We start from the raw sequence: 12,453 nt of genomic DNA on the forward strand, positions 1-12,453 counted from the left end.
GGACTGCGGACAAGCAAGGGTGGATTCAAATTGGTAAAAAAAGGGTTAATCGCCCCGCGCGGCGCGGGTCAGATCTCCAGCGGGCGGTTGGCGCGGATCGCCAGGGCGTTGTCGCCCGAGATCGCGTCGATCTTGCGCCGCGGCCAGACGACCTCGACGAAGGCGCCGGTGCGGTCGGCGAATTCGCCGGTGGCGGCGTACTTGTCCGGCCCGTTTGCAAAGCTCAGCTCGGCGCCGGAGCGTTCCAGCAGGGTCTTGGCGATGAAGAGGCCCAGCCCCATGCCCTCGTACCCCGGCCTCTGCCGCGCCTCGCCGCGACGCCGGCGGACAAAGGGATCGCCGATCCGTCCGATCACCTGCGGCGGGTAGCCCGCGCCGTCGTCCATGATCCGGACCGAGACCTCGGCATCGCTCCACTGGGCCTCGATCCAGATGTTGGCGCGGGCGAAATCGACGGCGTTCTGGATCAGGTTGCGCAGGCCGTGGATCACCTCGGGGCGGCGCAGGATCATCGGCTGCGGCCCTTCGTGGCCGGGCACCGGTCCTTCCTCGAAATGCAGGGTCTTGCCGCGGTCGCGGTGCGGTTCGGCGGCCTCGGCCACCACGGCGGTCAGCGGCGCCTGCTGCAGGTGCAGGTCCTCTTTGCCGGCGCGCCCCATGCCGCGCAGGATGTCGCGGCAGCGGTCGGCCTGTTCGCCGATCAGGCGGGCGTCCTCCTGCATCTCGGGGCTGCCGTCGAGGTCCGAGACCAGTTCCGCCGCCGTCAGCTTGATGGTGGCAAGCGGGGTGCCCAGCTCGTGCGCGGCGGCGGCGACGACCCCGCCGAGGTCGGTCAGCTTCTGCTCGCGGGCCAGTGCCAGCTGCGTTGCCTGCAGCGCGTCGGACATGTTGTGCATCTCGGCCGCGATCCAGCGCGAGTAGATGCCGAGGAAGATCACCGCGATCACGATGGCCAGCCAGTTGCCGAAGAGGAACAGCGCGGCGATCCGCAGTTCGTCCCCGTCGGCGGTCAGGAGCGGCAGGTGGAAGGGCACCAGCACGGTGACCGCCAAGATCGCGATCGCCCCGACAAAGAGGGTCGAGCGCGCCGATAGCGCGGCGGCGGAGACCGTCACCGGGCCGACGATCAGGATCGAGAAGGGGTTGTTCATCCCCCCGGTCAGGTAGAGCAGCAGCGCCAGCTGGAGCAGGTCGAACAGCACCATCAGCATGTTCTCGGCCTCGGTCAGACGCTTGTTTTCCGGGAAACCGAGGGTGGCGATCAGGTTGCCGATGATCGAGATGCCGACGACGAGGTAGCAGAGGCCGTATTCCAGCTGCAGGTCGAACACGACGCTGGAGACGATCAGCGCGGAAAGCTGGCCCGCGATGGCGCCCCAGCGGAGCAGGATGATGGTGCGCAGCCGGATCCAGTTGCCGCGCTGCTGGCCCTTCATCGGTCCTATGTCGGTGTGGCTCATCCCCGGGGGTCCGTGCTGGTGGTGGCGGGCAGGGTAGTGTGCGGCGCGGGCCGGGACAATGCTGCCGGACGTCGCATGGCCCCGGGCGGCCGGAGCGGATAGGGACGGCGGGCGCCGGTACCGAAATGGTAAATTGAACCTATATTTGACCTGTACCGTAGCACTGGATAAGACATTGCGGCCCGAACGACGGGCCGGGGCTGAGGAGCATGGCCTGATGCAGGACAAGGTGGAACTGGGCGAAGATCCTTCGCTGCTTCTGGTTGACGACGACGAGCCCTTCCTGCGCCGTCTTGCCAAAGCCATGGAAAAACGGGGGTTTGCGGTCGAGACCGCCGATTCCGTGGCGGCCGGGAAGGCCATCGCCACCGCCCGCCCGCCGGCCTACGCGGTCTGTGACCTGCGGCTTGAGGATGGCAACGGGCTGGACGTGGTCGAGGCGATCCGAGAGCGTCGCCCGGATGCGCGCATCGTCGTGCTGACGGGTTACGGCGCGATTGCCACGGCGGTCGCGGCGGTCAAGATCGGGGCCACGGATTACCTGTCGAAACCGGCGGATGCGACCGACATCACCAATGCCCTGCTGGCCAAGGGCGACACCCTGCCGCCGCCTCCCGAGAACCCGATGAGCGCCGACCGGGTGCGCTGGGAGCACATCCAGCGGGTCTATGAACTGTGCGACCGGAACGTGTCGGAAACCGCTCGGCGGCTGAACATGCACCGCCGGACGCTGCAGCGCATCCTGGCCAAGCGCAGCCCGCGTTAAGGCACCGAACGGGACGTCGGTATCGCGTCGGTATCACGTCGGTATTGCGTCGGTGTTTTCGGGCGCGCAGCCGAGGTCGGATTTCATCCAGTCGATGAACGTCTGCACCCGCGCCCGACGCGGGCCCGAGGCGGTCACGATGGCATAGGCCGCGCTGGGCAGCCCCTCGGTCGGGACCTCGACCAGACGCCCGGCGTCGAGTTCCGGTTTCACGATGCTCTCGACGCCGAACATCAGCCCGTATCCCTGCACCGCCGATCCGACCTCGAGCACGGGGCTGGCGACCTCGGTGACGCGCAGGCTGTCGCGGTCGATCCCCATCTGGGCCAGCCAGCGCGCCTCGGTGTCGTTCCGGGGGTCCAGGATCCATGGCATCCGCGCCATGTCGGCGGGCGAGGTGATCCGGGCCGCGAGCTGCGGCGCGGCCAGCACGAGGTAGCGGGACCGGATCAGCGCCTCCGTCACCGTGCCCGGCCAGTGCTGGTCAAGCGCGCCGGCCCGGATGGCAAGGTCGATGGTGCCGTTCTGCAGGTCGGCGAGGCGCGACGTGATGTCGAGCGCGACGGGAATCTCGGGGTGGGCCGACCAGAACCGCGACAGGGCGGGCATCAGGATCCACTGGGCAAACCCCTGGGTGGTCGACACCCGCACGCCGCGCCGCGCCTCGTTCCGGCGCAGGTCCTCGACCCCGGCGGCGATGGTGGCGAAACCGTCGCGCAGGGCGGCGGTCAGGCGGGTGCCCTCGGGCGTCAGGGCCAGGCCGCGCCCCTGCCGGACCACGAGGCTGACGCCGAGGTCGGATTCAAGGCCGCGCACCTGCTGGGCCACCGCGGCCGGGGTCACGTTCAGCGCGCGGGCCGCGGCGCTGAAGCCGTCGAGACGGGCCGTCGCCTCGAAGGCGCGCAGGGCAGAGAGCGAGGGCAGGTGGCGCCAGTCGGGTTCGGTCATATGATAGCCCAGCTAAAGAGTCCGACAGAATTGCTGACTGCGTGTCTGGCGCGAAAACCATTACATGTCCACTGAAACCGCGACACCGCGGAGGAGTGGAACGATGATCAGGCTACCAGATGAGATGTTGAGGGCAATGCGGGCGGACCGCGGGCCGCACCGTTGGACACCGGCCCGGCCGGCCTGGACTCTGTGGCGCTGGCGGCCGCGGCGGCCGCGGCGGGCGCCGGCGGTCACACCGGCGGAATGAGGCGCGGGGCGCTAGAGCTCGAACCGCTTGATGACCTTGTCGACGAGGGTGCCGTCCTTCAGCCGGACGCCGGTCTTGCGGCCGGCCTCCTCGAACCCGCGGCTCTGGTAATAGGCCAGGCCGCCGGTGTTGTCGGCGCGGATCTCGGCCTCGATGAACCTGAACCCGGCGGCCCGGGCGGCGTCGCGGGTGGCGGCGAAGAGGGCGGAACCGATGCCCAGCCCGGTGCGGCCGACGCGGGAGAAGGTCGAGATGTAGCAGACCGACGCCTGCGTCTCGTCGGGGCGGTCGACCCACTGGAAGCCCAGCAGCGCGCCATCCTCGTCTTCGGCCACGAACCAGATCGACATCGGATCGGCGTCGAGCCAGGCCAGCATGTCGGCGCGAGTTACCGGGTCGGTCATCGCGGTGGTGCCGCCGATGGCGATGACCTCGTTCAGCAGGTCGGCCATCGGGGCGGCGTCGAGCGGGCCGGCGCGGCGGACGTGCAGCATCAGAGCGCCGCCAGCAGGTCGGCGTGGCGCCGGGTGTAGTCGTCGCGCACCTCGGTCGGGGGGCGCAGGCGGATGGTCAGCCCCTCGACCAGCCTGGCGTCGGGGCGGCCGAAGAAGCCGGTCGCCTCGGTCTCGGAGAAGCCGGCGATCTGCACCGCCTCCATCCAGGCGCTGACGCGGTCGGCGCGCTTGATCTTCTGCTTGATGGTCTTGGGCAGGACGGCGGGCAGGCCGAAGCGAACGTGGATCGCGGTGGAGAGGCGGGCGTCGAGTTCGCCGTAGGCCGGGCCGACGGCAGCCTTCACCGGAGAGATCATGTCGCCGATCACATACTCCGGCGCATCGTGCAGCAGGGCGGCGAGGCGCCATTTCACCGGCGCCTTGGGGTCGATCCGGGCAAAGAGGGTTTCCACCAGTAGCGAATGTTCCGCGACCGAGTAGGCGAAATCGCCCTTGGTCTGCCCGTTCCAGCGCGCGACGAAGGCGAGGCCGTGGGCGATGTCCTCGATCTCGACATCCATCGGCGTCGGGTCGAGCAGGTCGAGCCTGCGCCCCGAGAGCATCCGTTGCCATGCGCGCGCCTGTTTCGCCATCCGGCCCTCCGATCCTTGCCGGGCCATCTGCCGGAAACCGGCGGGGGAAATCAACCGCTGCCGGCGGCGGGCTGCCGGGTAATCCGGCAGCCTGCACGGGAACCGGGCGCGGGGGCGGGGCAAAGCCCGGTTGGATCTTGGGCAACGGCCCTGTAATTGAAGGCGTAACGCCCAGGTGCTAAGCCGCACCGCGAACCGAACCGGAAGGACGCCACATGGCCAAAGATTTCGTCGTCAAGGATATCAACCTCGCCGCCTATGGCCGGAAAGAGCTGGATATCGCCGAAACCGAGATGCCCGGGCTGATGGCCCTGCGCGCGGAATACGGTGAGAGCCAGCCGCTCAAGGGCGCGCGGATCGCCGGGTCGCTGCACATGACGATCCAGACCGCCGTTCTGATCGAGACGCTGACCGCGCTGGGCGCCGACGTGCGCTGGGCCTCGTGCAACATCTTTTCGACCCAGGACCACGCCGCCGCCGCGATCGCGGAAACCGGCGTGCCGGTCTTTGCCATCAAGGGTGAGACGCTGGTGGATTACTGGTCCTACACCGACCAGATCTTCCAGTTCGCCGAGGGTGGCGCGAACATGATCCTCGACGATGGCGGCGACGCGACGCTCTACATCCTGATGGGCGCTCGGGTCGAGGAAGGCGAGACCGACATCATCGAGACGCCCACCTCGGAAGAGGAAGAGGCGCTGTTCGCGCAGATCAAGAAGCGGCTGGCGGAAAGCCCCGGCTGGTTCACCAAGCAGCGCCACATGATCCAGGGCGTCTCGGAAGAGACCACCACCGGGGTGCACCGGCTCTACAAGATGATGGAGAAGGGGCACCTGCCGTTCCCGGCGATCAACGTGAACGACTCTGTCACCAAGTCGAAGTTCGACAACAAGTACGGCTGCAGGGAATCGCTGGTCGACGGCATCCGCCGCGCCACCGACACGATGATGGCCGGCAAGGTCGCCGTGGTCTGCGGCTACGGCGACGTCGGCAAGGGCTCGGCCGCGTCGCTCTCTGGCGCGGGTGCGCGGGTGAAGGTGACCGAGGTCGATCCGATCTGCGCCCTGCAGGCGGCGATGGACGGCTACGAGGTCGTGACGCTCGAGGATGCGGTGGCCACCGCCGACATCTTCATCACCACCACCGGCAACAAGGACGTGATCCGCATCGAGCACATGCGCGAGATGAAGGACATGGCGATCGTCGGCAACATCGGCCACTTCGACAACGAGATCCAGGTCGCCAACCTGAAGAACCACAAGTGGACCAACATCAAGGACCAGGTGGACATGATCGAGATGCCGAGCGGCAACCGGATCATCCTGCTGTCCGAAGGCCGCCTGCTGAACCTCGGCAACGCGACCGGGCACCCGTCTTTTGTGATGTCGGCGTCCTTCACCAACCAGGTGCTGGCGCAGATCGAGCTCTTCACCAAGGGCGATGACTACGAGAACAAGGTCTACATCCTGCCCAAGCACCTGGACGAGAAGGTCGCGCGCCTGCACCTCGACCGGATCGGGGTGAAGCTAACCAAGCTGGCCGCCGACCAGGCCGATTACATCGGGGTCAGCCCCGAGGGTCCGTTCAAGCCGGAGCATTACCGGTATTGATCGCGGCGGCCCGGATCACGGGCCAGGCGGCGGATCGGAATTCAGGACGCCCCCGCGGGACACCGTGGGGGCGTTTCGCGTTTGCGGGCCGGTCGCGGTGCCGGAGTTGTCGTCATCACTCGACATCCAAAGGTTGTGCGCCGATCATGTGGGCAGGTCGTCGTACCGAGTGCCAGTGGTTTCATCCCCCTGAAGTTCAACGAACTTCCCCCAGAGGAGTGACGGTCATGGACGAACGTCTGCACCATCCATTCGATACACCGCGAGAGCGGCTTTACCTGCCGTTCTTGTCCGGGTTCTACACAAACTTTGCTCAACCGTTTGGCTGGCTCGGATTTCGGCTGGCGATCGGCGTGCCGCTGCTGATCGAGGGCTGGAACAAGATCATCGCGCCGATGGCCCTGTCGGGCTTCGTGGAGAGCATGGGTTTTCACCCCGGCTGGTTCTTTTCGCCGCTGATGGCGGTGGTGAATTTCTTTGGCGCGATCCTGATCATCCTCGGCCTCTGGACGCGGCCGGCAGCGCTGGCCAACGGGATCATGCTGCTGGTCACGCTCTGGTATCACGTGGCCAACCCGTACGGCGACGCGTTCCTGACCCAAGCAGGGATCGAATACCTGACCGCCAATCCCGACCTGCTGACCGCGGCGGGCCAGGCGCACCTGCTGCCGGACGGCGGGGCAGGGTTCCTGAACTCTGCGGTCGGCGTCCAGCTCAAGGCTGAATATGCCTCGCTGTTCTGGGCGGCGGGGGCCTGCATCATCGCGGCGCTCGGTGGCGGGTGGTATTCACTCGACCGACGGTTCCGGAAGGAGTTCTGAGCATTCCGTCCCGGACAATTCTAACCACTAATCCTTTGCCCCGCGGGGGTGTCCGGGTGTATCCAGACCCCGCTGGGCCAGGACGGCCCGGGACCAATCAGTTTCACGTGTGGTGCGTAGGGAGCACGTGGGGAAACGGAGGGTTCCGGGTGATGCCGTGCCCTCCGTTCGTTTATCAGAACAGCCCCAGCACCAGCCCGATCACGCCGCAGCCCAGGATGGCATAGCCGCAGTCGATCACCGTCAGCATCACCTTCCGCATCGCGTAGGCATAGTTCATCGCCACCCAGGGCGTGATCAGGAAGGCCCCGATGCCGAGGCCCGCGACGAGGGATGCACCCGCGCCCTCGACCCCGGACGAGGTGAGGATGTGCTGCATCATCGTCGCCACGATCAGCATCACGATGGCCGAGACGACGAAGGGCGCGTAGGACCCCTCCATCTTCGGCTTTCCCTTTTCGTCCAGCTCGATGTCGAGCGCGCGCAGCCAGAACCCGGCCAGCGTCATGTACCACACCGCGCCCATGACGAAGCCTGCGGCCGCTGCCGCGAGAATTGCGATGACGTTCATTGGTCACTCCCCTGCTCGGCCCCCGGTGGGGGCGTCAGGGCAGTGTAGCGCCGATTTCGCAGATCACCTGCCATTCGGCTTCGGTCACGGGCTGAACCGAGAGGCGGGTGTTGTTCACCAGCACCATGTCGGCGAGGCGCGGATCGGCCTTGCACTGTTCCAGCGTGACCGGCTTCACCATTGGCCTGACCGCCTTGATGTCCACGCAGTCCCAGCGGTCGTCGTCGGTGGTGCTGTCGGGATGCGATTGCGCGCAGACCTCGACGATGCCGACGATCTCCTTCTCTTTCTGGGAATGGTAGAAGAAGCCGAGGTCGCCCACCGTCATCTCGCGCATGAAGTTGCGGGCCTGGTAGTTCCGGACGCCGTTCCATTCCTCGCCCGCGTCACCCCTGGCCACCTGCTGGTCCCAGCTCCAGGTCGAGACCTCGGACTTGAAGAGCCAGTAGCGCATCAGCCGATGACCTTTTTCCACGCGGTCAGTTCGACGTCGGAGAACAGGCCCGCCTTTGCGTAGGGATCGCCATCGGCCCAGGCCTGCGCGGCGGCCATGTCGGCGACCTCGAGGATCACCAGCGATCCGCACATCTCGCCCGTGGCGTCGAGCAGGGGGCCCGCCTGGAACACCACGCCGGTGTCGGCGATGTACTGCAGGTGAGCCTCGCGGTTGTCCTTGCGGGTCTGCAGGGCGCCGGGTTTGTCCCGGGCGATGAGGGCAATGAGCATCTATTCCTCCTTGAGCGGACGAGACAGCAGCATCCCGAGCGCGGTTTCCATGTCAACCTTGCCGTCGATCAGCGCGACGACGACCTGCGTGATCGGCATCTCGACCCCGAGCGCACGCGAGGCCTTGGCCACGGCGCGGGCGGTCGCCGCGCCTTCGACGGTGATGTTCGGGTCGAACTTCGCGCCTTCGCCGATCGAGATCCCGAAGGCGTAGTTGCGCGACTGGGTCGAGGTGCAGGTCAGGGCGAGGTCACCGAAGCCGGAGAGACCGGCCAGCGTGCCGGGCTGGGCGCCGCGCGCGACGGCCAGGCGCACCATTTCGGCATAGCCGCGGGTCATCACGGCAGCACGGGCGCTTTCGCCGTAGCCCGCGCCGATGGCCGCGCCGCAGGCGATGGCGATCACGTTCTTCATCGCGCCGCCGGTTTCCGCGCCCACCACGTCCTCGGTCCGGTAGAGGCGGAGGTTGGGGGCGGAGAGCGCGGTCTGCAGTTCCTCGGCGCAGGGACCTTCGGCGCAGGCCAGCGTCAGGGCGGTCGGCAGGCCACGGGCGATGTCGGCGGCAAAGCTGGGGCCGGTCAGCAGGGCGGGGGTGGCGCCGGGCAGTTCCTGGGCGATGACCTGCGACGGGCCGTGGCCGGTGGCGAGCTCGATCCCCTTGCAGCAGGCGACCAGCGGGCGGGCGTCGAGGATGGCGTGCTGGCTGCGGATCGCGTCGCGCAGTTTCTGCATCGGAACGGCGAGGAGAACGGGAAAATCGCCTGAAAGAGTGTCGAAATCGTCGGTGACGGTGAGGGTGTCGGGCAGGGTCACACCGGGCAGGCGGGGGTTGACCCGGTCGTTCCGCATTCGCGCCACGGCGTCGCCGTCGCGCGCCCAGAGCACCACGTCGCGCCCGCCGAGTGCCAGCGACACCGCGAGCGCCGTGCCGAACGCCCCCGCTCCCATCACGCCGATCATGCCTTGGCCCCTTTCTTGCCACCGCCGAGAAGCGCGGGGCTCTGCTGGTCGAGCGGCCAGCGTGGCCGCGCCTTGAGCGTCATGTCGTCAACCTCTCCGCCTGAGAAGCGTTCCAGCCCGGCATAGGCGATCATCGCGCCGTTGTCGGTGCACAGACTGAGCGGCGGAGCGAGGAAGGCAAGCCCGTTGTCGGCGGCCACCGTTTCCAGCGCGGCCCGGATCGCCTGGTTCGCGGCGACCCCGCCTGCGACGGCGATGAGGGGCATTTCAGGCTCTAACTCGAGGTATTCGGCGATGGCGCGGCGGGTCTTTTCGGCCAGGACGTCAACCACGGCGGCCTGGAACCCGGCGCAGAGGTCGGCGCGGTCCTGGCGTTTCAGGCGATGGCCCTCCATCACGCTGTCGCGGGTGCGCAGCAGCGCCGTCTTGAGCCCCGAGAAGCTGAGATCGCAGCCCGGCCGGTCGAGCAGCGGGCGCGGGAAGGCAAAGCGCTTGGGATCGCCGCGCCGCGCCTCGGCCTCGACCGAGGGGCCGCCGGGCTGCGGCAGGGCCAGCAGGCGCGCGGTCTTGTCGAAGGCTTCGCCCGGGGCGTCGTCGATGGTGCCGCCAAGGCGGCGGAAGTTGTCCGGCCCCTCGACAACCAGGAACTGGCAATGCCCGCCCGAGACCAGCAGCATCAGGTAGGGGAAGGCCGCGCCGTCGGTCAGCCGGGGCGTCAGCGCATGGCCGGCGAGGTGGTTCACCCCGACCAGTGGCAGGCCCGCGCCGATGGCGATGCCCTTGGCGCACATCACGCCCGACAGCACGCCCCCGATCAGGCCGGGCCCGGCGGTGACGGCAACCGCGTCGATGTCGCGCAGGGTCAGCCCCGCCTCGGACAGCGCCTCGGCCACGCAGAGGTCGATCTTCTCGGCATGGGCGCGCGCGGCGATTTCCGGCACGACGCCGCCGAAGGGCGCGTGCAGCTCGGCCTGGCCCGAGACCACCGACGACAGGATCTCGGCCGCGCCGGGGGTGCCCCGGATCACCGCCGCGGCGGTGTCATCGCAGCTGCTTTCGATCCCGAGGATGACAGGCGCGGTCATGTGGCGTCCATTGCAGAGAGGTTGCACGGCAGGTAACACCTGATGGTCATGCAAACAACTGTCGCGCCACGATGACCCCGGTGATCCTGCTGACCCGCCCCGCGCCGGATGCGGAGGCCTTTGCCGCCATGCTGCGGGACCGGCTGGACGGGGTCGCGGTGCTGATCTCTCCGCTGCTGCGGATCGAACCGGTGGGCGACCTGCCCGGGATGGCGGGGATCGACGGGCTGATCTTTACCTCGCGCAACGGGGTGCGGGCCTATGCGGCGCAGGGCGGGCCGGCGCGCCCGTGCTACTGCGTGGGCGAGGGGACGGCCGAGGTCGCGCGGGCAGCGGGGATGGACGTTCTCGATCAGGCCGAGGATGCGGCGACGTTGCTGCCCCGGATCGTGGCGGCGCGGCCCGCGGGGCGCTGGCTGCACCTGCACGGGCGGCATCTGCGGATGGATTTCGGCGCCGAACTGCGCGCGGCCGGGATCGCAGCCGGGGGGCGGGCGATCTATGACCAGCGGGCCGAGCCCTTGACCGACGCCGCGCGTGACGCACTATCCGGTAACGCGCCGGTGATCGCGCCGGTGTTCTCGCCCCGGACCGGCAAACTGCTGGTACAGGGTGAAAATCCGCGCGCACCGGTCTACATAGTGGCGATGAGTCCCGCGGTGGCCGAGGCGGTGGCGCCGTGGAGCGGGGCAAAATGCACCATTGCCGGGCAGCCCGATCTGCGCTCGATGGTGGATACGGTGGTGGTTTGCCATGACCGGGTCAGCCGGGTTGAGGGCACGGGGGCCGCAAAGTAAGCTTTTCTCGCTGCTTGGCAGCGCAAATGGAATCGAAAGGGTCGCGACGTGGCTGAGAAGAAATCCTCCTCGGGCAAGGCAAAGAACGACGTGACGGAGCCGGCCGCGGGTGTCGACCCGGTCGCCGCGCCCGAGGTTGCCGCCGAGGCGGCCGCCCCCGAGATGGCCCCGAAGGTCGACCTGACCGCCGTCGAACACGATCCGCGCCCCGAGGGGTTTGCCTTTGCCGCGGCCGATGTCGCGGGCGGCGCACCCGCGCCGCACACCGTCGAACACGATCCGCGCGGCGAAACCACGCCGCCGCTGGCCGAGGAGCCGGTGGCGCCCGCCACGGCGTCCGTTCCGCCGCCCCCGCCCGCCGCCGAGGTCGAGCGCAGCGGCGGCGGATTCTTCCCGATGTTCCTGGGCGGCATCTTGGCCGCGGCCATCGGTTTCGGCGCCGGCTACTGGCTGGTGCGGTCGAACCAGCAGGACAATGCCGCCGCGCAGATGGACGAGTTCGCGCAGCGGATCAGCCAGCAGGGCGCGACCATCGAGGAACTGCGGACCGAGATCACCGGGTCGCAGGGCGCAAGCGAGGTCGACAGCCGCATCGACGAGATCAACGCGGCCCTGCAGCAGGCGGTCAGCCGCCTGGACGCGATGTCGGGCGACGTCGAGGGCATCAACGGCCGGATCGCCGAGCTCGAGAAGCGGCCGGTGACGGAAAACGTCTCGCAAGAGGCGATCGCGGCCTACGAGACCGAGCTGGAGCGCCTGCGGCAGGCGATGCAGGACCAGCGCGGCGAGGTCGAGGCGCTGGTGGACCAGGCGCGGCAGATGGAAAGCGACGCCAACGCGACGGCCGAGGCGACGATGCGCCGGGCCGCGCTGACGCGGATCCTGTCGTCGCTGGACAGCGGGGCGCCCTACGGCGCGGCGCTGGCCGACCTGCAGGCGGCCGGCCAGGAGGTGCCCGAGGCGCTGGCGGCTTCGGCCGAAAGCGGCGTGCCCTCGATGGCGGACTTGCGCGAGGCCTACCCGGAAGCGGCGCGCACCGCGCTCGACGCATCGCGCGGGGCGTCGGACAACAACTCGGTCGGCAGCTTCCTGCGCGACCAGTTCGGGGTCCGGTCGCTCAAGCCGCGCGAGGGCAGCGACCCCGACGCGATCCTGTCGCGGGCCGAGGGCGCGCTGGCCGCCGGGCGCCTGTCGGACGCGCTGGCCGAGCTTGAGACCCTGCCCGATGTCTCGCGCGCCGAGCTGGCGGGCTGGATCGAACAGGCCAGGCTGCGGGCCGACGCGCTGGCCGCCGCCGAGGACGTGAATGCCCGGCTCAGCGACAGCTGAGACACCCGATTGAACCCGGTCGGGCCCCGGCCCGGCCAGATAC

General features: G+C 68.7%; 14 protein-coding genes. 5 read left to right on the forward strand and 9 right to left on the reverse strand.

Annotated features, from left to right (window positions below):
* Positions 1–68: 68 nt before the first annotated feature.
* Complete coding sequence (gene regB / locus ACE2AC_RS13755; protein WP_375687943.1) at positions 69–1,460, reverse strand: sensor histidine kinase RegB; 1,392 nt, start codon at positions 1,458–1,460, stop codon at positions 69–71.
* A gap of 217 nt (positions 1,461–1,677) precedes the next feature.
* On the opposite strand from regB, the gene ACE2AC_RS13760 reads away from it, so the two are divergent.
* Complete coding sequence (locus tag ACE2AC_RS13760) at positions 1,678–2,226, forward strand: ActR/PrrA/RegA family redox response regulator transcription factor (protein WP_375687945.1); 549 nt, start codon at positions 1,678–1,680, stop codon at positions 2,224–2,226.
* 33 nt (positions 2,227–2,259) lie between these two features.
* Here ACE2AC_RS13760 and ACE2AC_RS13765 read toward each other — a convergent pair whose 3' ends face one another.
* From ACE2AC_RS13765 to ACE2AC_RS13775, 3 genes are all read right to left on the reverse strand, one after another.
* A complete protein-coding gene (locus tag ACE2AC_RS13765; protein ID WP_375687948.1) occupies positions 2,260–3,174 on the reverse strand; it encodes a LysR substrate-binding domain-containing protein in 915 nt (304 codons plus the stop codon).
* A 261-nt stretch (positions 3,175–3,435) separates the two neighbouring features.
* Complete coding sequence (locus ACE2AC_RS13770; protein WP_375687950.1) at positions 3,436–3,918, reverse strand: GNAT family N-acetyltransferase; 483 nt, start codon at positions 3,916–3,918, stop codon at positions 3,436–3,438.
* Entirely contained in the window at positions 3,918–4,511 is a 594-nt protein-coding gene (locus ACE2AC_RS13775; protein ID WP_375687952.1) for an HD domain-containing protein, read from the reverse strand. Before ACE2AC_RS13775 ends, ACE2AC_RS13770 begins: the two co-directional genes overlap by 1 nt.
* Before the next feature lie 215 nt (positions 4,512–4,726).
* On the opposite strand from ACE2AC_RS13775, the gene ahcY reads away from it, so the two are divergent.
* The gene (gene ahcY, locus ACE2AC_RS13780) at positions 4,727–6,121 is read left to right on the forward strand and encodes an adenosylhomocysteinase (protein WP_375687954.1); all 1,395 of its coding nucleotides are present in this window, start codon (positions 4,727–4,729) and stop codon (positions 6,119–6,121) included.
* A gap of 227 nt (positions 6,122–6,348) precedes the next feature.
* Positions 6,349–6,942: a DoxX family protein gene (locus tag ACE2AC_RS13785; RefSeq protein WP_375687956.1), complete on the forward strand. Its 594-nt coding sequence runs from the start codon at positions 6,349–6,351 to the stop codon at positions 6,940–6,942.
* A 175-nt stretch (positions 6,943–7,117) separates the two neighbouring features.
* On the opposite strand, the gene ACE2AC_RS13790 is transcribed toward ACE2AC_RS13785, so the two are convergent.
* The 5 genes from ACE2AC_RS13790 to tsaD are packed head-to-tail and all read right to left on the reverse strand — an operon-like array spanning position 7,118 to position 10,284.
* Complete coding sequence (locus ACE2AC_RS13790) at positions 7,118–7,513, reverse strand: DUF1761 domain-containing protein (protein ID WP_375687957.1); 396 nt, start codon at positions 7,511–7,513, stop codon at positions 7,118–7,120.
* A 34-nt stretch (positions 7,514–7,547) separates the two neighbouring features.
* Positions 7,548–7,967, reverse strand: a complete 420-nt coding sequence (locus tag ACE2AC_RS13795) for an EVE domain-containing protein (RefSeq protein WP_375687959.1) — start codon at positions 7,965–7,967, stop codon at positions 7,548–7,550.
* Positions 7,967–8,239: a YciI family protein gene (locus ACE2AC_RS13800; RefSeq protein ID WP_375687961.1), complete on the reverse strand. Its 273-nt coding sequence runs from the start codon at positions 8,237–8,239 to the stop codon at positions 7,967–7,969. The genes ACE2AC_RS13795 and ACE2AC_RS13800 overlap by 1 nt, the downstream gene beginning before the upstream one ends.
* Positions 8,240–9,199: an NAD(P)H-dependent glycerol-3-phosphate dehydrogenase gene (locus tag ACE2AC_RS13805; RefSeq protein WP_375687963.1), complete on the reverse strand. Its 960-nt coding sequence runs from the start codon at positions 9,197–9,199 to the stop codon at positions 8,240–8,242.
* Complete coding sequence (tsaD, locus tag ACE2AC_RS13810) at positions 9,196–10,284, reverse strand: tRNA (adenosine(37)-N6)-threonylcarbamoyltransferase complex transferase subunit TsaD (protein WP_375687964.1); 1,089 nt, start codon at positions 10,282–10,284, stop codon at positions 9,196–9,198. The genes ACE2AC_RS13805 and tsaD overlap by 4 nt, the downstream gene beginning before the upstream one ends.
* Positions 10,285–10,355: 71 nt before the next feature.
* Here tsaD and ACE2AC_RS13815 point away from each other — a divergent pair, with 71 nt between their 5' ends.
* Positions 10,356–11,081: a uroporphyrinogen-III synthase gene (locus ACE2AC_RS13815; protein WP_375687966.1), complete on the forward strand. Its 726-nt coding sequence runs from the start codon at positions 10,356–10,358 to the stop codon at positions 11,079–11,081.
* A gap of 48 nt (positions 11,082–11,129) precedes the next feature.
* The gene (locus ACE2AC_RS13820) at positions 11,130–12,410 is read left to right on the forward strand and encodes a COG4223 family protein (protein WP_375687968.1); all 1,281 of its coding nucleotides are present in this window, start codon (positions 11,130–11,132) and stop codon (positions 12,408–12,410) included.
* Positions 12,411–12,453: the final 43 nt, after the last annotated feature.

It is taken from the genome of Pseudooceanicola sp. LIPI14-2-Ac024 (assembly GCF_042188925.1).
Taxonomy (GTDB): Bacteria; Pseudomonadota; Alphaproteobacteria; order Rhodobacterales; family Rhodobacteraceae; genus Pseudooceanicola.

Excerpts from the sequence above, each read along its gene's own strand:
- ACE2AC_RS13815 (WP_375687966.1), top strand. The coding sequence starts at position 10,356 with ATGACCCCGGTGATCCTGCTGACCCGCCCCGCGCCGGATGCGGAGGCC.
- regB (WP_375687943.1), bottom strand. The coding sequence starts at position 1,460 with ATGAGCCACACCGACATAGGACCGATGAAGGGCCAGCAGCGCGGCAAC.
- ACE2AC_RS13775 (WP_375687952.1), bottom strand. The coding sequence starts at position 4,511 with ATGGCGAAACAGGCGCGCGCATGGCAACGGATGCTCTCGGGGCGCAGG.
- ACE2AC_RS13800 (WP_375687961.1), bottom strand. The coding sequence starts at position 8,239 with ATGCTCATTGCCCTCATCGCCCGGGACAAACCCGGCGCCCTGCAGACC.
- tsaD (WP_375687964.1), bottom strand. The coding sequence starts at position 10,284 with ATGACCGCGCCTGTCATCCTCGGGATCGAAAGCAGCTGCGATGACACC.
- ahcY (WP_375687954.1), top strand. The coding sequence starts at position 4,727 with ATGGCCAAAGATTTCGTCGTCAAGGATATCAACCTCGCCGCCTATGGC.
- ACE2AC_RS13785 (WP_375687956.1), top strand. The coding sequence starts at position 6,349 with ATGGACGAACGTCTGCACCATCCATTCGATACACCGCGAGAGCGGCTT.
- ACE2AC_RS13795 (WP_375687959.1), bottom strand. The coding sequence starts at position 7,967 with ATGCGCTACTGGCTCTTCAAGTCCGAGGTCTCGACCTGGAGCTGGGAC.
- ACE2AC_RS13790 (WP_375687957.1), bottom strand. The coding sequence starts at position 7,513 with ATGAACGTCATCGCAATTCTCGCGGCAGCGGCCGCAGGCTTCGTCATG.
- ACE2AC_RS13760 (WP_375687945.1), top strand. The coding sequence starts at position 1,678 with ATGCAGGACAAGGTGGAACTGGGCGAAGATCCTTCGCTGCTTCTGGTT.
- ACE2AC_RS13765 (WP_375687948.1), bottom strand. The coding sequence starts at position 3,174 with ATGACCGAACCCGACTGGCGCCACCTGCCCTCGCTCTCTGCCCTGCGC.
- ACE2AC_RS13770 (WP_375687950.1), bottom strand. The coding sequence starts at position 3,918 with ATGCTGCACGTCCGCCGCGCCGGCCCGCTCGACGCCGCCCCGATGGCC.
- ACE2AC_RS13805 (WP_375687963.1), bottom strand. The coding sequence starts at position 9,199 with ATGATCGGCGTGATGGGAGCGGGGGCGTTCGGCACGGCGCTCGCGGTG.